The sequence below is a fragment of the Rhodococcus sp. IEGM1428 genome (assembly GCF_050321865.1).
Lineage (GTDB): Bacteria > Actinomycetota > Actinomycetes > Mycobacteriales > Mycobacteriaceae > Rhodococcoides.
On sequence record NZ_JBNQFW010000001.1, the window covers coordinates 671444 to 686809 of the forward strand.

Consider the following 15366-nt stretch of genomic DNA (forward strand, 5'->3'; position numbering starts at 1 on the left):
GGACCGTCAGGTCAGCAGGGTGCGGTGTGAGTCGAGGCGTATTCGGGATCGAGTGCGGAGAGCACCATGTAATTCGGGCCCGGATCCGTGACGAGCCCGACGTGAGTAGTGGTTGCGGCAGGGCAGACGTCCTGGACCCATACGTTGTGCACCGACTCCGTGTCACCGGTACGAAGAAAGGTCTGCTCCGGGGGCGTAGAGATCGTGTCGTCCCGAGTGGCGATCACCGTGTAGTCGACGCCGGGAAGGGCGTCACCGCCGGCATTGAGATTGACCAGTACCGGCGAACCCACCAATTGCTGGGCTCCGGCCATGTTCCAGGTCAACGGTGTGATCGCGTCACCGGGAAGCCCCAACGAGGCGACCAGCTTCGCCAATTCCTGCAGTCCACCGAATGTTGTGCCGTGGTTGGTGGCACCCAGGGTGACGAGGCTGTGGACCTTGTTTCGTGGGGGGTCGGCGGGATCGGTACCACCGTCGAACTTCATGTACTGCCGAGCTACGATTCCGCCCTGCGAGTGTCCGACGATGTCGACCTGCGAGGCACCGGTCCCGGTGAGAACTCGATCGATGAAACCGCCGATCTCACGCGCCGATTCGGGAATGTCGCCCGAGCCCCACACGACCTTGCCAGGCTCGAACAGCAGGCCGACTGCACCGTAATTGGGTGCGAACACGCAGTAGCCCTGTTCGATGAGCTGCGGAGCCAGAACGGTCCACGTCGTGGCATCCATCTTGGTGCCGTGGATCAACACGACAGGTCGTGGATGTTCGGGGCTGGGAACGCAGCCGAAGTCGTTGGTCCCCTCCACGGTAGGAAACTGCGTGGGGGCAGGATCGGCGGAGGCGGTGGCTTGTCCGGAGAGGGTCACGGCGAAGATTGCCGCGAGCGCACAGAGAATTCGCGCGGCTCGTGTTGTAATCGCCATGGCCTCTTTCGGGTTCAGCTCACCGCGTCGGACGACGTCGGCGATAGCATGTGGGTGACACAACCGTAACATTCATAGTGCGAGTACCCTTTTGGGCAATTGCAGAACTACTGGTCCGCGGGTTGTGCTCGATCCCCACTGTGACGATGCTCACAGGTAAGCCCGATTTGCTACCAGCTGAACGCTCGGTGTTCGATACCGGCGCGCAGTTCCCCGACGCGGATGTACAGGGCACGCAACCAGTGCCCTCGCGACAGTTTCGTCAGCGATGTTGGGAACAGTGGATTGCGCAGGATCAACACGCCCCATCTGAGCAGTACGGTCCGAATGCTCAGGGGAGGGCAACCGAGTGGGCGGTACACACCGATGAGCTTCGTGGTGCCGTAACCGGCCCGGTACGACTGGCGCAGGAGCGGTCGGAGTCGGTCGCGAAGACGGTACGAGACCTTAGGCTGTGGATCGAAGCAAAAACTGTGACCCGCCAGCTGTGCGCGCCAACTGAACTCCACGTCCTGGCTGGCTGCGAACTGGTTGTCCATGCCGCCGAGAGCGCGATAGACCTCCGCGCGGCACGCCATGCTGGCACCGATTGCGAACGGGCGAAACGAAGTTCGCCCTTGTTGTTCCGGAGCAGGGCCGGTCGTCCACGACAACGCCCGTTCGTCGTTGAGCGTCGACGTCTCGACTGCGGTACCGACCACATCGTAATTCGTCGCCAGCCGGGCGAGGCTGTTCAACCAGTCGGGATGCACCACGTCATCGGCGTCGCAAAAGGCGAGCAGCTCACCGGTCGCCGCTTCGGCTCCACGATTGCGAGCATGCGCGGCCCCCGTCGCCTGGGATGCGTCGACGTACAGGATCGACACGCCCTCACGGACTTCGCATGTGTCGAGGTACTTCCGAAGCTCGGCGCAGTCGGAATTGTCTGCAATGACGACCTGGAACTCATTGGCAAAATCCTGCGTTGCTAGAGCCCTCAGCTGTGCCTCGAGATGTCGATCGAACGAGCCGACAGGAATGATCACCGATACGGTGGGCACGCTCGAAGAGGTCACGGCGGTTCACGGTACGCAAGGACGTGGCTCGAGCGGAAGGGGCCGGTCCGAATGCGGTCGTGCGCCTGTTCGTCAGCCGTCCGAAGATGCCTTCTTGTAACCGCGGATTGCCGGTATCAGAAACACGACTGCCATTCCGAGTGACCACGCCAGAGTTTGCAACACCGGGGTCAGGACTGGACCACCCATAGCCAGATTCCGCATCGCATTGACTGCAACGGACATAGGCTGCGCCGCAACCACCGGTTGCAGCCAGAGCGGATAGGCGAGCACAGGGACGAATCCCGCATTGAAGAACATCAACAGGGTGCAGAAGATCGATACCAGTTCGACCAGTGGTGCGTCTCCGGCGACCGTGGCCAGGAATGTCACCATCACCGCGAACCCGATACCGAACACAACCGGAATCAGGATCAACAAGATGCCGGCCTGAATTCCCTGGGAGAATCTGAATCCCATCGCGACACCCGCACAGATGATGACGGAGGTGGTGACGAGCACTCGAACTGCTTCGGCGATCATTCTGCCCAGCAGGCCGGCGGCGCGGTGAGTGGGTGTCGTCCAGAACCTGGACAACAAGCCTGATTTCCGCTCGCCCTTGAGGCCGACAGCGCTGACGATGGACCCGAACATGGCTCCGACAAGAGCGATCATCGGCACCTGACCGTAGATCGCCGGCGCTCCGGTGGCCGCGGAAATCGAGTTACCGAGTACGACACGGAACATGACCAACATCAACGCGGGGTACAGCAACGCTTGAATCATCGTCGACGGATCGCGCATCCATCGCATCAACAGTCGCTTGGCCTGGATCAGACTGTGGGTCCAGAGCGCACGAACAGACCTTTCGCCCAGGACCATAGTGGGTTCGGGGAAGGTCAAGCTGGACACGCGGCGGGTTGTGTTCACCGACGCTTCGGACATTGTCATCTCGGACTCGTCACTCTGGCCTGGAGCTCGCCCAGATGGCGAGCGGTACGAAGAACACGATCAAGCCGGCCACCCATGCGAGCGACGGCCACAACACCTGGAAGCTGACTCCGCCTTCGGCCATGTCGCGCATTGCGAAGGAGAACTGCGAGATCGGCTGGTTGCGTACGAACGGTCGGATGAGTTCCGGGAAGCCACTTTCCGGAACGAACCCGCACGAGGCCATACCGAGGATGAGCTGGGGGAGGGTCAATACCTGGCTGGTGGCTTCCGGACTTTTCGACAGCGTCCCGATCGCATCGGCACCGATCGACAACGTGGTGCTGATCAGCATGGCAAGTGCACAGAACAACAGGGCCTGACCGAATCCTGCAGTGAAGCGAAAACCTATGACGTAACCGAAACCGAGGGCCGATACCAACGACACCAACGAACGGACCACACCGCTCGAGATCCGTGCCACCAAGGGGACACCACGTACTACGGGCATCGTCTTCAAACGAGAATTGAGTCCGCTCATCGCCTCCGTCGAGGCTCTCTGGGCGGCGGAAATTGCGGTGAAGGCCATAGCCTGCAGCACGATGATCGGCATCAGGAACTGCGCGTAGTTGATGCCCTGTAGGCCCATCACGAACTTCAACGGCAGGTAGAAGCCGATGGTGAAGATCAGCGGAGCGATGACCGCGATCAGCAACTCGCCCTTGGTGAGCATCGTCCACAGAGCACGTCCGGTCAGCGCCTGCCACTGGACGAATCCGGACGGCCGCGTTCGTGACCGCCGCTTCGGCTGCTGTGTGGTGGAGCCGGCACCGGTCCGCTCGACAAACCTCGAGTGTGTTTTGGGTAAGCCCCGCGTCGTGGCCGTCACGAGCTCGAGCTCGTCTGCGAGTGCCCGGTGAGCGTGAGGAACACGTCGTCCAGCGAGGGTCGTCGCAGTGCGATGTCGGCCAACACGATTCCCTCCGCGTCGACGCGGCGCAGGATCTCGGACAGCGTCGCTGCGCCGTCGGGTGCAGGCACCGAGAGCCGGTCGGAGGTAGCGGTGATCTCGGCGTGTACCGCAGCAGGGACCATGTCCCCCAATGCCTGCGCGGCCGCTCGGAGCTGACCGGGATCGAGCGGCACCACTTCGCAGTAGCTGCCACCGGTCATGGCCTTGAGCTGATCGGACGTGCCCTCCGCGATCACGGTGCCCTTGTCGATGACGATGATGTTGTCGCTGAGGACGTCCGCTTCTTCGAGGTACTGCGTCGTCAACAGCACGGTGATGCCCTGTGCTTTGAGTGCTTCGACCAGTGACCACACGCCCTGGCGGCTGCGCGGGTCGAGTCCGGTGGTCGGCTCGTCCAGGAACACGACCTCCGGCCGCACGACCAATCCGCACGCGATGTCGATGCGGCGACGCATGCCGCCGGAGTACCCACGGACGGGCCGCTTGCCGGTATCCGAAAGGTCGAACTCGTCGAGCAGAGCCTTGGCGCGCGCCTTGGCGGCCTTCTTGTCCAGGCCCATCAGGCGGCCGAACAACTCTATGTTCTCGCGGCCCGACAGGGTGTCGTCGAGGGCCGCATACTGTCCGGTCATCATGATCGAGCGTCGTACCGCCGGGGCGTCCGCGGCAACGTCGTGTCCCGCGACGAAAGCTCTGCCTCTGTCCGGTGCGATCAGGGTCGACAGCACCTTGACCGTGGTCGTCTTTCCGGCACCGTTGGGACCGAGAATGCCCAGGACGGTCCCGCGCTCGGCGGAGAAGCTGATGCCGCGCAGCGCATGCACATCACCGAAGGACTTGTGTACGTCCTCCACGTGTACGGCTGCGTGTTGAGCTGACGACATCGATTCTCCGAGCTGTCGGGGTGAATGGTGGGCAGGACCCCGTGGAGTCGAGGGCCACTACTTGATACCGGAATTCCCCGAGAATGTTACCTGCGGGTCGACACCGGGTGACCTCCGCAGTCAGCCCCAATCGATATCGATACTGTCTTCGACGCCGAGCTTCCGGCACAGAGATCGAAGCCCGCTGTAGTCCTGAACCAGAGCGCGGCGACTCTTGTCCTGCTCGACGTCGGCCAGCATCTCGTCGGCACCGCGGATGCCCTCGAGCTCGAGAATGCGTCGCCAGGTGGAGAAATCGCTGCTCGAGAACGCATCCATGCCGTCGACGAGACCGTCGAGGAACTTCTGTCGGTCGTTGGCTCCGAGTCGATCGAAGACGATCGCGGCCATGTCGTCGGCGATCGACGCATGGCAGTACTCGTCGCGATTGTGCAGTTTCACGGTCGCCCGATTGATGGGCTGGATGACGTCGTCGTCCTCGATCAGGTCCAAGTAGGACGTGATGGAGATCTCCGCAACCGTCATGAATGCCAGTGAGCTGATCGCAGCGGACCACGAGTCGTCGCTGGTTGCCTGCGCAGTACGTTGCCGACGCACCGTCGAGCTGAAGGGCAGGGAACGCTCCGACAGCGCCCACCCACGCCCTCGCCGCGTCGCTGCGCTCGCGTTCAGGTGCATCAGCGTGTGGTACTGCTCGTCCACCATCGCCTGGGTCACCGCGACCGCGAGGGTGTCGCCCATTCCGGTCTCGAACACGTCCTGCGCCAGAAGCGCGAAACCTGGGTGGACGACGTGCTGCTCGACATCCATCACGTTCTTGTTGAACGCGATCCAACCCCAGGCTCGGAGGCGATCCTTCTGCTCGGGGGTGGCACCGGTGAAGGTGTCGTGCTCGCCGAAGGGTATGAGGGCGTCGGGAAAATCCTGTTTGGACGTGTCGAACAGGTCGTCGAGCTCGGGTTCGGGCTTTTTCACTGTCGCGCGCTGCGCCCAGTTCTTGGCCAACCGCGAGACGACCGCACTCTCCACGACATCGTCGGAGTCGAACTCCGGCAACGACGGCTGTTCCAGCATTGCGTGCCTCGCCTCCGCGCTGTTACCAGCGGTCATCGGTTCCCACTGCTACCTCGAACGATACCGAACATCTCCGCACACACAGCTCGATAGCGATCGCCGCTTCCGCCCAGCGCGGACTCTGCCTCGGTCAACAGTCGCGCGAACTGGGCCTCGGAACCGGAATCGACCGCCTCGTTCAGTGTTTGCGTGGCGCGCCGCAGTGCAGCTCTGGCCTCGGCGGCATGCGGATTGCCTGCTTGTACGTCCCAATAGACCTCGGGTTCGCCGCCCGTGATGCGAGCGAGCACCGCCAGCATCGTTGCGTGTGGGGGAGGTGCAACGGCAGCGATGTCCCCGAACGGCAGGTCGAGTTCTGCCAGTGCCAACCCGAACGCCAGCACACTGGCGTGCGTCAGAGCCTGCGTCGCGGCGGCGAGGCGATCGTGGCGCGCGGCGTCGAGCAGAACGACTCGGCCACCCCACCGTGCGACCGTGTCGAGAAAGGCGTCCGCGGATGGGCCTTCGCGGTGCACGACGGCGGCCACCGGGCGGCCGGCCATTCCCAGCGACGGGGCGAACATCGGATTGATTCCGACGGTGGGACCGAGGCGGTCGGTGGCATCCACGTGGCGCGCGAATCCGGATTTCACCGACAAGGTCTCCACCACCAGTGCTTCGGACTGCACGGCCGAGAGGTCTGCTGCCAACGCCACGGATTCGGGCACCGCCAGAATCACCGTCGCAGCACCTGTCAGTACCGAAGTGAGCCGGGCGTCGGGCGCGGTGATGTTTCCGACCGTGACCGGCGAGGCGGCGTCGGAGCTCTCGTGCACGTCGACGACCGTCACGGGTACGCCATCGCCGCGCATCAGGTCGACGATCAGGCGGCCGACAGCCCCTGACCCGCCGACCACGACCACCGAGTCATCGGACTTCCACTGCCGAACCGTGTTCATCGTTCGAGTATGTCAACGGGCCGCGGCGGACACCCAGATCGTGATGTCTGCGTGCACCACCTCGACGCCTGCGGTGTCACTGATCGACACGGGCACGACGACTTCGAGTCCGTCGGTCACCGCGGAGAAGTCGGGAATCGGATCGAGTTGCGCGACGGCACGGAGTGAGGTGGTTGCCTTCGTCAGGTATCGGACGTTCATCGATTTGGGGATCCAACGGTGCGAGGTCGGCACCGTCGCCTCGGCGAGCATGCCCATCGCAACCTCGGCGAGGTTGCATGCGGCGATGGCGTGGAAGGTGCCCAGGTGGTTCCGAATTCCGAACCATTTCGGAGCCGTCACCTCGCAGCGACCCGGTTCGAGGGCCACCACTCGCGGCAGCACGGAAGCGAAGTAGGGGACCCGGAGACACATGCCGACGGAGAACACGGTGGACCCGATAGTGTTGTGGGGAAGCTTCGACCAGGCGCGATAGGTTGCGCCCGTGGTGCTCTGGACTGAGGTCATGGCGCTACCTTACTGCTCGGTAAGGTAGCGCGACGACGATCGACGGACCCCGAGTTGATCTGTCGCCCGGACTGCGGCATACTGGTCGGGTTGCCTGGACACGGGACGCGCTTGCGTGCGGCCTGAACCAGGTGAGTCGGCTGTAGAGCCGGCTGAGCAAGACATGAGACCAGCGCTCCACGTGAGCGCGTCCGGAACACCAGCTCGATCGGTGCGGGTTTCGTTCGGTACGGATGGTTGAAGCGAAAGTTTCAGCGCAGACGAATGAGCGGAATCGCGACACGCCCGACCGCGTGGACCGGAGAACCATGACAGATGAAGAGCGGCAACGGATGCAGGCCACGCCTGGGTCGTCAACGTTTTTCACTGTCGTGTGTGCACGAAGGCAGTTCGGGTCGGTGGGTTCCACCGGCTCGGGGACTGTGCAGACGAGGTGGAGCAGGCCGAACGGCCCGTTCTACGACCAAGCGGCAAGAAAAGGACACTAAGCGTGGCGGGACAAAAGATCCGCATCAGGCTCAAGGCCTACGACCATGAGGCGATCGACGCGTCAGCGCGCAAGATCGTCGAAACGGTCACCCGTACGGGTGCCCGCGTCGTCGGACCGGTGCCGTTGCCGACAGAAAAGAACGTGTACTGCGTCATCCGTTCGCCGCACAAGTACAAGGACTCGCGCGAACACTTCGAGATGCGTACTCACAAGCGGCTCATTGACATCCTCGACCCGACACCGAAGACGGTGGACGCGCTCATGCGCATCGACCTCCCGGCCAGTGTCGACGTCAACATCCAGTGAGCGCGGAGACAACGATGACTGATAACAAGAACCGGCCTGCGACAGGAATTCTGGGCACCAAGCTCGGAATGACCCAGGTCTTCGACGAGAACAACCGCGTCGTTCCGGTGACCGTGATCAAGGCAGGCCCCAACGTGGTCACCCAGATCCGCACCCAGGAACGTGACGGCTACAGCGCCGTCCAGGTCGCATTCGGTGCGATCGATCCGCGCAAGGTGAACAAGCCAACCACCGGCCAGTTCGAGAAGGCAGGTGTCACGCCGCGTCGCCACATCGTGGAGATCCGCGTTGCCGACGCCTCGCAGTTCGAGGTCGGCCAGGAGCTCACCGCTGCAGTGTTCGAGGACGGCGCATACGTCGACGTCACCGGCACCAGCAAGGGCAAGGGCTTCGCCGGAACCATGAAGCGTCACGGCTTCAAGGGTCAGGGCGCGAGCCACGGTGCACAGGCTGTGCACCGTCGCCCCGGATCCATCGGTGGCTGCGCAACTCCGGGCCGCGTGTTCAAGGGAATGCGCATGTCCGGACGTATGGGTGGCGATCGCGTAACCACGCAGAACCTCTCGGTCCACAAGGTGGACAGCGAAAACGGTCTGCTGCTGATCAAGGGAGCTATCCCGGGCCGTCGCGGCAACGTCGTGATCGTCAAGTCTGCATTGAAGGGTGGTGCACGGGCATGACCAGCCTCGACAAGAAGACCGAAACCAACTTGACGCTGGACGTCAAAGAGGTCGGTGGCAAGACCAACGGAACCGTCGATCTGCCGTCGGCGATCTTCGACGCACCCGCGAACATCGCGCTCCTCCACCAGGTCGTCATTGCGCAGCTCGCAGCGGCACGCCAGGGAACGCACTCCACGAAGACTCGTGGCGAGGTTCGCGGCGGTGGCAAGAAGCCGTACCGCCAGAAGGGAACCGGCCGCGCCCGTCAGGGCTCGACCCGCGCTCCTCAGTTCGTCGGCGGCGGCACGGTCCACGGTCCGCAGCCGCGCGACTACAGCCAGCGGACTCCCAAGAAGATGAAGGCAGCCGCATTGCGCGGTGCCCTCTCCGATCGGGCTCGCAGCGAGCGGATCCACGTGATCACCGAACTGGTTGCCGGACAGATTCCATCCACCAAGGGTGCGAAGACATTCCTCGCCGAGCTCTCGGACCGCAAGAAGGTCCTGCTCGTCGTCGGACGCGAAGACACCGCGGCGTGGAAGAGCGTCCAGAACCTGGACGGCGTGCACCCCATCGCACCCGACCAGCTCAACACGTACGACGTGCTCAACGCCGATGACGTCGTTTTCAGCGTGGAAGCGCTGAACACCTTCATCGCTGGGCCTGCAAAGAACGAGGAGGCAAGCAAGTGACCACGATCGCCGATCCCCGCGACATCTTGCTGGCACCGGTCATCTCCGAGAAGTCCTACGGACTGATCGAAGACGGCACGTACACGTTCCTGGTGCACCCGGACTCGAACAAGACGCAGATCAAGATTGCCGTCGAGAAAATCTTCGACGTCACCGTGACCAGCGTCAACACGATGAACCGTCAGGGCAAGCGTAAGCGGACCCGGTTCGGTTACGGCAAGCGCAAGGACACCAAGCGCGCGCTCGTAACGCTCTCCGCCGACAGCAAGCCCATCGAGATCTTCGGAGGTCCGGTCGCGTAAGCGACTGGGACTCTTCGGATATAGAGGACGAGAAGACTCATGGCAATCCGTAAATACAAGCCGACAACCCCGGGCCGTCGTGGCTCCAGCGTGTCCGATTTCGCTGAGATCACGCGTTCGACCCCCGAGAAGTCGCTGATCCGCCCGCTGCACGGTCGCGGTGGACGTAACGCACACGGTCGCATCACCACCCGGCACAAGGGTGGCGGTCACAAGCGTGCGTACCGTCTCATCGATTTCCGTCGCAACGACAAGGACGGCGTGCCGGCCAAGGTCGCTCACATCGAGTACGACCCCAACCGCACCGCGAACATCGCACTGCTGCACTTCGCAGACGGCGAGAAGCGCTACATCGTCGCACCCAAGGGCATCGCCCAGGGATCGCCGATCGAGCAGGGTGCCAATGCCGACATCAAGCCCGGCAACAACCTGCCCCTGCGCAACATCCCGACGGGTACGACCATCCACGCGGTCGAACTCCGTCCGGGTGGTGGCGCGAAGATGGCCCGCTCCGCTGGAGCGAGCATTCAGCTGCTCGGCAAGGAAGGCCCCTACGCCACGCTGCGTATGCCGTCCGGTGAGATCCGTCGCGTCGACGTGCGCTGCCGCGCAACCGTCGGCGAGGTCGGCAACGCCGAGCAGTCGAACATCAACTGGGGCAAGGCCGGCCGCATGCGCTGGAAGGGCAAGCGCCCGACCGTTCGTGGTGTCGTGATGAACCCGGTCGACCACCCGCACGGTGGCGGCGAGGGCAAGACCTCCGGTGGACGCCACCCGGTCAGCCCGTGGGGACAGCCGGAAGGCCGTACCCGTAAGAACAAGGCGAGCGACAAGCTGATTGTCCGTCGTCGTCGTACCGGCAAGAACAAGCGCTAGGAGGGAGTTCAGAATGCCACGCAGCCTGAAGAAAGGCCCGTTCGTAGACGATCACCTCCTCGCGAAGGTTGACGTCCAGAACGACAAGGGAACCAAGCAGGTCATCAAGACCTGGTCCCGTCGATCGACAATCCTGCCCGACTTCATCGGTCACACTTTCGCCGTCCACGACGGTCGCAAGCACGTACCGGTGTTCGTGTCCGACTCCATGGTCGGCCACAAGCTCGGGGAGTTCGCACCGACCCGCACGTTCAAGGGTCACATCAAGGACGACCGGAAGGCGAAGAGGCGATGACCAACTTCACCCCCACCGCCAATCCGACTGCCAAGGCCGTAGCGAAGCACGTTCGCGTCACGCCGATGAAGGCACGTCGCGTCGTGGATCTGGTTCGTGGGCGCTCCGTCGAGGACGCGCTCAACATCCTCAAGTTCGCGCCGCAGGCAGCGAGCGAGCCGGTCGCCAAGGTGATCGCGTCCGCAGCCGCCAACGCCGAGAACAACCTGGATCTCGATCCCAGCACGCTGATCGTCGCCACTGCATTCGTCGACGAGGGCACCACCCTCAAGCGATTCCAGCCGCGCGCTCAGGGCCGGGCATTCCGGATCCGCAAGCGCACCAGCCACATCACGGTGATCGTCGAAAGCCTGCCCAAGACCGGCGGAACGTCTCGCAACCGTCGTAAGGGCCAGGCGTCCAAGGAAGGGGCTCAGTAGTGGGTCAGAAAATCAACCCGCACGGCTTCCGCTTGGGTATCACCACTGACTGGAAGTCGCGCTGGTACGCAGACAAGCAGTACTCGGAGTACGTCAAGGAAGACGTCGAGATCCGCAAGCTTCTTGCCACCGGCATGGAGCGCGCGGGTATCGCCAAGGTCGAGATCGAGCGCACCCGTGACCGTGTTCGCGTGGACATCCACACGGCACGTCCCGGCATCGTCATCGGCCGTCGTGGTGCCGAGGCCGACCGCATCCGCGGAGCTCTCGAGAAGCTGACCGGCAAGCAGGTTCAGCTCAACATCCTCGAGGTCAAGAACGCCGAGTCCGAGGCTCAGCTCGTGGCCCAGGGTGTTGCCGAGCAGCTCAGCAACCGCGTCGCATTCCGTCGCGCAATGCGTAAGGCCATCCAGTCGGCCATGCGTCAGCCGAACGTCAAGGGCATTCGTGTTCAGTGCTCCGGCCGTCTCGGTGGCGCAGAAATGTCTCGCTCGGAGTTCTACCGCGAGGGACGCGTTCCCCTGCACACGCTCCGCGCCGACATCGACTACGGGCTGTACGAGGCCAAGACCACCTTCGGCCGCATCGGCGTGAAGGTCTGGATCTACAAGGGCGACATCGTCGGCGGACGGCGTGAACTCGCTGCCGCTGCGGCTCCGGCCGCCGGTGCAGACCGTCCCCGTCGTGAGCGTCCCACTCGTCCGCGTCGCAGCGGTGCCTCGGGCACCACGGCGACCAGCACCGAGGCCGGCCGCGCGGCATCCGCAACCGAGGCTCCGGCCTCGACCGAGCCCACTCAGGAGGGCTGACGCATGTTGATCCCCCGCCGGGTCAAGCACCGCAAGCAGCACCACCCGAAGCGTTCGGGTGCCGCCAAGGGCGGAACTCAGGTGACATTCGGTGACTACGGCATCCAGGCTCTCGAGCCCGCCTACATCACCAACCGTCAGATCGAGTCCGCTCGTATCGCGATCACTCGCCACATCAAGCGTGGCGGCAAGGTCTGGATCAACATCTTCCCGGACCGCCCGCTCACCAAGAAGCCTGCCGAGACCCGCATGGGTTCCGGTAAGGGTTCGCCCGAGTGGTGGATCGCGAACGTCAAGCCGGGTCGCGTGCTCTTCGAGCTGTCGTACCCCGACGAGACCATCGCGCGTGAGGCACTGACTCGCGCCATCCACAAGCTGCCCATCAAGGCACGCATCATCACCAGGGAGGAGCAGTTCTGATGGCTACCGGAACCCCAGCCGCAGAGCTCCGCGAGCTCACCGGTGAAGAGCTGGTCACCAAGCTGCGTGAGTCGAAGGAAGAGCTGTTCAACCTTCGTTTCCAGATGGCTACCGGCCAGTTGGACAACAACCGTCGACTGCGCGTGGTGCGCCACGAGATCGCGCGTATCTACACGGTGCTCCGCGAACGTGAGCTCGGCTTGGCCTCTGGTCCTTCCGAGGACACAGCAGGTGACGCAGCATGAGCGAGGAAAACACTGTGACTGAAGAGCGCAACAACCGTAAGGTCCGGATCGGCTACGTCGTATCCGACAAGATGGAAAAGACGATCGTGGTCGAGCTAGAGGACAGGGTCAAGCACCCCCTTTACAGCAAGATCATCCGTCGTACCACCAAGGTCAAGGCACATGACGAGAAGGGCGACGCCGGCGTAGGCGATCGCGTTCAGCTCATGGAGACCCGTCCGTTGTCCGCCACGAAGCACTGGCGACTGGTCGAGGTTCTCGAAAAGGCCAAGTAAGCACCGAGTGCTGGAAGAGCCCATTCCCGGGTCAACCGGGGATGGGCTCTTCTGTGTTCTCACCCGAGGTAGGAAGAGCGTTCGATGGACGAGAACAGACGCAAGGGCGTGACTGTCGTCATCCCCGTCCGCAATGCGGTCGCGACCCTGGGGGCCCAACTGGACGCCTTGGCGGTACAGGATCACGGCATCGACTTCGAGGTGATCATCAGCGACAACGGGTCGACCGATGGGCTGCGGGAGTTTCTCGGCACGCGCCCTGACGACTACGGTCTACAGGTCCGGTACGTCGATGCGTCCGGTTCCGCGGGTGTATCTCACGCTCGCAATGTGGGAGCATCAGTTGCCCGAACAGATCTGCTGGCGTTCTGCGACGCTGATGACGTCGTCCGCCCCCAGTGGTTGAGCGAACTGGTGGCTGCCGCATCGACGGCGGATCTGGTGAGTGGCTCGGTGGACACGTCGAGGGTGAATTCTCCTAGGGTGTACCGTCGCCGCCCGATGACCCCCTCGACCACGGGACTCGACACCGACTTTCTCCCGTACGCCCCAGGCTGCAACTTCGCGGTATGGGCCGATGTCTTCCATGCCGTGCGCGGTTTCGACGAGACCATGACCGAGGCCGGCGAGGACCTCGACTTCTCCTGGCGTGTACAACTGGCCGGGTTCCGCATGGCTCATGCAGGAGCTGCGACCGTCGACTACCGCCTCAGACCGACGATGCGCGAGTTCTGGTCACAGGTGCGGCGATACGCGGTCGGCGACGTTCAGCTGTATGTCGCGTATCGCGACTACGGGTTCGCCGGTCTGTCGGTCAGGGTTTTCTCGAAGCATGTGCTGCGACTGTTGGTGACCAATCCACTGGTGCCGCAGAGGGTGTCGCGGGTGCCCCGAGAACGCTGGATCGCAGCAGTGGCTGTGGTCGTCGGTCATGTCCAGGGATCGATCCGGTACCGCACGCTGTTCCTGTGACCGGGGTCACCTGCCCAGCAGGCCGCCGAGCGCCCCACCGACGCCGGCTTGCTCCCCGCTGCCGGCACCACCGATCAATCCGCCGGGCGGTTGTTCCGACGGCTGTACGACGACGAATCCCTGACCCGCGAACTCGAGGGTGAATCGCTCACCGGTCGAACGGCCGATCAGGGTCCCGAGTCCGAACGAATCGTTCTTCTTCACCCGTGTCTGCAGGGACGACGACCACGCGACCGCAGCTTGCGGGTCTGCGAACGTCGGCTGATCGACGTTCAACACCACCGGCACACCGTCGGTCGTGATGGCGATTCGCCCGCGCCCGGTGAACACACAGTTGAAGAAGCCCGCGTTTCCACCTGCGGCCGCGCCCTGGACTCGCTTGACGTCGTAACTCAGCGAGGACTCGAAGGCCAGCACGTTGGCACCGTTGATGGTCAGTCCATCCGAGCCGTCCAAGTCGATCAGATGGACGTCCTGTGCGGCATTGGCGAGGAAGAGGTCACCGTGACCGGTGACCTTCATCAGTGGCACACCCTCGCCGGACAGCGCCTGCTTCAACGCCCGGCCGATACCCCCTGAGCCCTTGGCCTCGAACTGCAGGTTTCCCTGGTACGCCACCATCGAGCCCGCGCGGGCCATCAGCTCGCCGTTCATGCCGACGCGGCACATCTTGCTGCCCTGCTTCTGAATGCCCGACCCGGGAACCTCGGCGTGGGCAGGCGCGAACAGTTCGCTTCTCATGGCCAGAACTCCTTGGTGGACAGGTGAATCAACGGGCGGTTCGATCGTTTGTGAGGGGGTTGCCGTCGGGACCGCGGGCGGCTGCTCGTCGTCGTCGATGCTGATCCCGAAAGCGGTGGCGAGACCGGCCAACCCGTCCGCGTATCCCTGGCCGACAGCGCGGATCTTCCACTGCTCACCGCGCCGGTAGAGCTCCAGGCACACCAGCGCGCTTTCGTCCCCGAGACCATCGGCAGCGAACCCGACCTGAGCCGTGCCCGACGCATCGGAGACCGTCACCGACGTAGGGCCCGCGGCGGCAAATGTTGCTGGACCACTTCCGTCCAACGAGGCTGCGATCGCAATGGTCTCGATGTCGGGCGGAATCGCAGACGGATCCACCCGGACGAGATGGCCGGACGGCGCGCGTTGGTAGTCCACGCCTGCACCCGCGGGCTGGTTGTAGAACACCAGATCCGCGTCCGAACGCACACGTCCGTCCCGCCCCAACAGCAGCGCGGACACGTCGACTGAGGTCGAAGCGGCCAGTGTCACCGTCAGGGGTCCGGTCGGAGCGGGGCAGTTCTCCCCGCGAGCGAGGTTTTTCATCGAAT

Annotated in this window: 21 protein-coding genes; 12 read left to right on the top strand and 9 right to left on the bottom strand. The window is 63.6% G+C overall.

The window, feature by feature from the left end; genetic code table 11:
• Positions 1–11: 11 nt before the first annotated feature.
• The 8 genes from ACQR3T_RS03020 to ACQR3T_RS03055 all read right to left on the bottom strand — a co-directional run bounded on the left by ACQR3T_RS03020 (position 12) and on the right by ACQR3T_RS03055 (position 7269).
• Positions 12–929 (bottom strand): esterase/lipase family protein, encoded by a 918-nt coding sequence (locus ACQR3T_RS03020; RefSeq protein WP_428692500.1) that lies wholly within the window; start codon positions 927–929, stop codon positions 12–14.
• Positions 930–1099: 170 nt separating this feature from the next.
• Positions 1100–1984 carry a glycosyltransferase gene (locus tag ACQR3T_RS03025; RefSeq protein ID WP_428692501.1) on the bottom strand — a complete coding sequence of 295 codons (885 nt, stop codon included), beginning with the start codon at positions 1982–1984 and terminating at the stop codon, positions 1100–1102.
• 72 nt (positions 1985–2056) lie between these two features.
• Entirely contained in the window at positions 2057–2914 is an 858-nt protein-coding gene (locus ACQR3T_RS03030; RefSeq protein ID WP_428692502.1) for an ABC transporter permease, read from the bottom strand.
• 10 nt (positions 2915–2924) lie between these two features.
• Positions 2925–3782, bottom strand: coding sequence for an ABC transporter permease (locus tag ACQR3T_RS03035; protein WP_032376627.1), 858 nt, complete (start codon positions 3780–3782; stop codon positions 2925–2927).
• The gene (locus tag ACQR3T_RS03040; RefSeq protein ID WP_032376628.1) at positions 3779–4750 is read right to left on the bottom strand and encodes a daunorubicin resistance protein DrrA family ABC transporter ATP-binding protein; all 972 of its coding nucleotides are present in this window, start codon (positions 4748–4750) and stop codon (positions 3779–3781) included. Before ACQR3T_RS03040 ends, ACQR3T_RS03035 begins: the two co-directional genes overlap by 4 nt.
• A gap of 120 nt (positions 4751–4870) precedes the next feature.
• Positions 4871–5824, bottom strand: a complete 954-nt coding sequence (locus ACQR3T_RS03045; RefSeq protein ID WP_428693041.1) for an AurF N-oxygenase family protein — start codon at positions 5822–5824, stop codon at positions 4871–4873.
• Positions 5825–5856: 32 nt separating this feature from the next.
• The gene (locus tag ACQR3T_RS03050; RefSeq protein ID WP_428692503.1) at positions 5857–6762 is read right to left on the bottom strand and encodes a prephenate dehydrogenase dimerization domain-containing protein; all 906 of its coding nucleotides are present in this window, start codon (positions 6760–6762) and stop codon (positions 5857–5859) included.
• 12 nt (positions 6763–6774) lie between these two features.
• On the bottom strand, positions 6775–7269 hold the full coding sequence (locus ACQR3T_RS03055) for a hotdog fold domain-containing protein (protein ID WP_428692504.1): 495 nt from the start codon (positions 7267–7269) through the stop codon (positions 6775–6777).
• Between the two features lie 490 nt (positions 7270–7759).
• Here ACQR3T_RS03055 and rpsJ point away from each other — a divergent pair, with 490 nt between their 5' ends.
• The 12 genes from rpsJ (at position 7760) to ACQR3T_RS03115 (ending at position 14032) form a co-directional block, all read left to right on the top strand.
• Positions 7760–8065 carry a 30S ribosomal protein S10 gene (gene rpsJ, locus ACQR3T_RS03060; protein WP_003938093.1) on the top strand — a complete coding sequence of 102 codons (306 nt, stop codon included), beginning with the start codon at positions 7760–7762 and terminating at the stop codon, positions 8063–8065.
• Positions 8066–8079: 14 nt separating this feature from the next.
• A complete protein-coding gene (gene rplC / locus ACQR3T_RS03065) occupies positions 8080–8745 on the top strand; it encodes a 50S ribosomal protein L3 (protein ID WP_027496309.1) in 666 nt (221 codons plus the stop codon).
• Complete coding sequence (gene rplD / locus ACQR3T_RS03070; RefSeq protein ID WP_032376633.1) at positions 8742–9419, top strand: 50S ribosomal protein L4; 678 nt, start codon at positions 8742–8744, stop codon at positions 9417–9419. Before rplC ends, rplD begins: the two co-directional genes overlap by 4 nt.
• Positions 9416–9721 (top strand): 50S ribosomal protein L23, encoded by a 306-nt coding sequence (rplW, locus tag ACQR3T_RS03075; protein WP_008718314.1) that lies wholly within the window; start codon positions 9416–9418, stop codon positions 9719–9721. The genes rplD and rplW overlap by 4 nt, the downstream gene beginning before the upstream one ends.
• 39 nt (positions 9722–9760) lie before the next feature.
• Positions 9761–10597: a 50S ribosomal protein L2 gene (gene rplB, locus ACQR3T_RS03080; protein WP_008718311.1), complete on the top strand. Its 837-nt coding sequence runs from the start codon at positions 9761–9763 to the stop codon at positions 10595–10597.
• Positions 10598–10610: 13 nt separating this feature from the next.
• Positions 10611–10892 carry a 30S ribosomal protein S19 gene (rpsS, locus tag ACQR3T_RS03085; RefSeq protein ID WP_008718309.1) on the top strand — a complete coding sequence of 94 codons (282 nt, stop codon included), beginning with the start codon at positions 10611–10613 and terminating at the stop codon, positions 10890–10892.
• Entirely contained in the window at positions 10889–11311 is a 423-nt protein-coding gene (rplV, locus tag ACQR3T_RS03090; RefSeq protein ID WP_027496311.1) for a 50S ribosomal protein L22, read from the top strand. Before rpsS ends, rplV begins: the two co-directional genes overlap by 4 nt.
• On the top strand, positions 11311–12120 hold the full coding sequence (rpsC, locus tag ACQR3T_RS03095; RefSeq protein WP_027496312.1) for a 30S ribosomal protein S3: 810 nt from the start codon (positions 11311–11313) through the stop codon (positions 12118–12120). The genes rplV and rpsC overlap by 1 nt, the downstream gene beginning before the upstream one ends.
• Before the next feature lie 3 nt (positions 12121–12123).
• Positions 12124–12540: a 50S ribosomal protein L16 gene (rplP, locus tag ACQR3T_RS03100; protein ID WP_027496313.1), complete on the top strand. Its 417-nt coding sequence runs from the start codon at positions 12124–12126 to the stop codon at positions 12538–12540.
• The gene (gene rpmC / locus ACQR3T_RS03105) at positions 12540–12785 is read left to right on the top strand and encodes a 50S ribosomal protein L29 (RefSeq protein WP_032376634.1); all 246 of its coding nucleotides are present in this window, start codon (positions 12540–12542) and stop codon (positions 12783–12785) included. The genes rplP and rpmC overlap by 1 nt, the downstream gene beginning before the upstream one ends.
• The gene (gene rpsQ / locus ACQR3T_RS03110; RefSeq protein ID WP_032376635.1) at positions 12782–13060 is read left to right on the top strand and encodes a 30S ribosomal protein S17; all 279 of its coding nucleotides are present in this window, start codon (positions 12782–12784) and stop codon (positions 13058–13060) included. The genes rpmC and rpsQ overlap by 4 nt, the downstream gene beginning before the upstream one ends.
• A gap of 84 nt (positions 13061–13144) precedes the next feature.
• Complete coding sequence (locus tag ACQR3T_RS03115) at positions 13145–14032, top strand: glycosyltransferase (RefSeq protein WP_428692505.1); 888 nt, start codon at positions 13145–13147, stop codon at positions 14030–14032.
• Positions 14033–14038: 6 nt separating this feature from the next.
• Here ACQR3T_RS03115 and ACQR3T_RS03120 read toward each other — a convergent pair whose 3' ends face one another.
• The gene (locus ACQR3T_RS03120; RefSeq protein ID WP_428692506.1) at positions 14039–15361 is read right to left on the bottom strand and encodes an AIM24 family protein; all 1323 of its coding nucleotides are present in this window, start codon (positions 15359–15361) and stop codon (positions 14039–14041) included.
• Positions 15362–15366: the final 5 nt, after the last annotated feature.

What these genes read in the sequence shown, in the direction of transcription:
- ACQR3T_RS03020 (WP_428692500.1), bottom strand. Translation starts at nt 929, where the DNA reads ATGGCGATTACAACACGAGCCGCGCGAATTCTCTGTGCGCTCGCGGCA.
- ACQR3T_RS03115 (WP_428692505.1), top strand. Translation starts at nt 13,145, where the DNA reads ATGGACGAGAACAGACGCAAGGGCGTGACTGTCGTCATCCCCGTCCGC.
- ACQR3T_RS03055 (WP_428692504.1), bottom strand. Translation starts at nt 7,269, where the DNA reads ATGACCTCAGTCCAGAGCACCACGGGCGCAACCTATCGCGCCTGGTCG.
- ACQR3T_RS03050 (WP_428692503.1), bottom strand. Translation starts at nt 6,762, where the DNA reads ATGAACACGGTTCGGCAGTGGAAGTCCGATGACTCGGTGGTCGTGGTC.
- ACQR3T_RS03040 (WP_032376628.1), bottom strand. Translation starts at nt 4,750, where the DNA reads ATGTCGTCAGCTCAACACGCAGCCGTACACGTGGAGGACGTACACAAG.
- rplV (WP_027496311.1), top strand. Translation starts at nt 10,889, where the DNA reads ATGACCAACTTCACCCCCACCGCCAATCCGACTGCCAAGGCCGTAGCG.
- rplC (WP_027496309.1), top strand. Translation starts at nt 8,080, where the DNA reads ATGACTGATAACAAGAACCGGCCTGCGACAGGAATTCTGGGCACCAAG.
- ACQR3T_RS03045 (WP_428693041.1), bottom strand. Translation starts at nt 5,824, where the DNA reads ATGCTGGAACAGCCGTCGTTGCCGGAGTTCGACTCCGACGATGTCGTG.
- ACQR3T_RS03120 (WP_428692506.1), bottom strand. Translation starts at nt 15,361, where the DNA reads ATGAAAAACCTCGCTCGCGGGGAGAACTGCCCCGCTCCGACCGGACCC.
- ACQR3T_RS03030 (WP_428692502.1), bottom strand. Translation starts at nt 2,914, where the DNA reads ATGACAATGTCCGAAGCGTCGGTGAACACAACCCGCCGCGTGTCCAGC.
- rplP (WP_027496313.1), top strand. Translation starts at nt 12,124, where the DNA reads ATGTTGATCCCCCGCCGGGTCAAGCACCGCAAGCAGCACCACCCGAAG.
- rpsS (WP_008718309.1), top strand. Translation starts at nt 10,611, where the DNA reads ATGCCACGCAGCCTGAAGAAAGGCCCGTTCGTAGACGATCACCTCCTC.
- rpsQ (WP_032376635.1), top strand. Translation starts at nt 12,782, where the DNA reads ATGAGCGAGGAAAACACTGTGACTGAAGAGCGCAACAACCGTAAGGTC.
- rplB (WP_008718311.1), top strand. Translation starts at nt 9,761, where the DNA reads ATGGCAATCCGTAAATACAAGCCGACAACCCCGGGCCGTCGTGGCTCC.
- rpmC (WP_032376634.1), top strand. Translation starts at nt 12,540, where the DNA reads ATGGCTACCGGAACCCCAGCCGCAGAGCTCCGCGAGCTCACCGGTGAA.
- rplD (WP_032376633.1), top strand. Translation starts at nt 8,742, where the DNA reads ATGACCAGCCTCGACAAGAAGACCGAAACCAACTTGACGCTGGACGTC.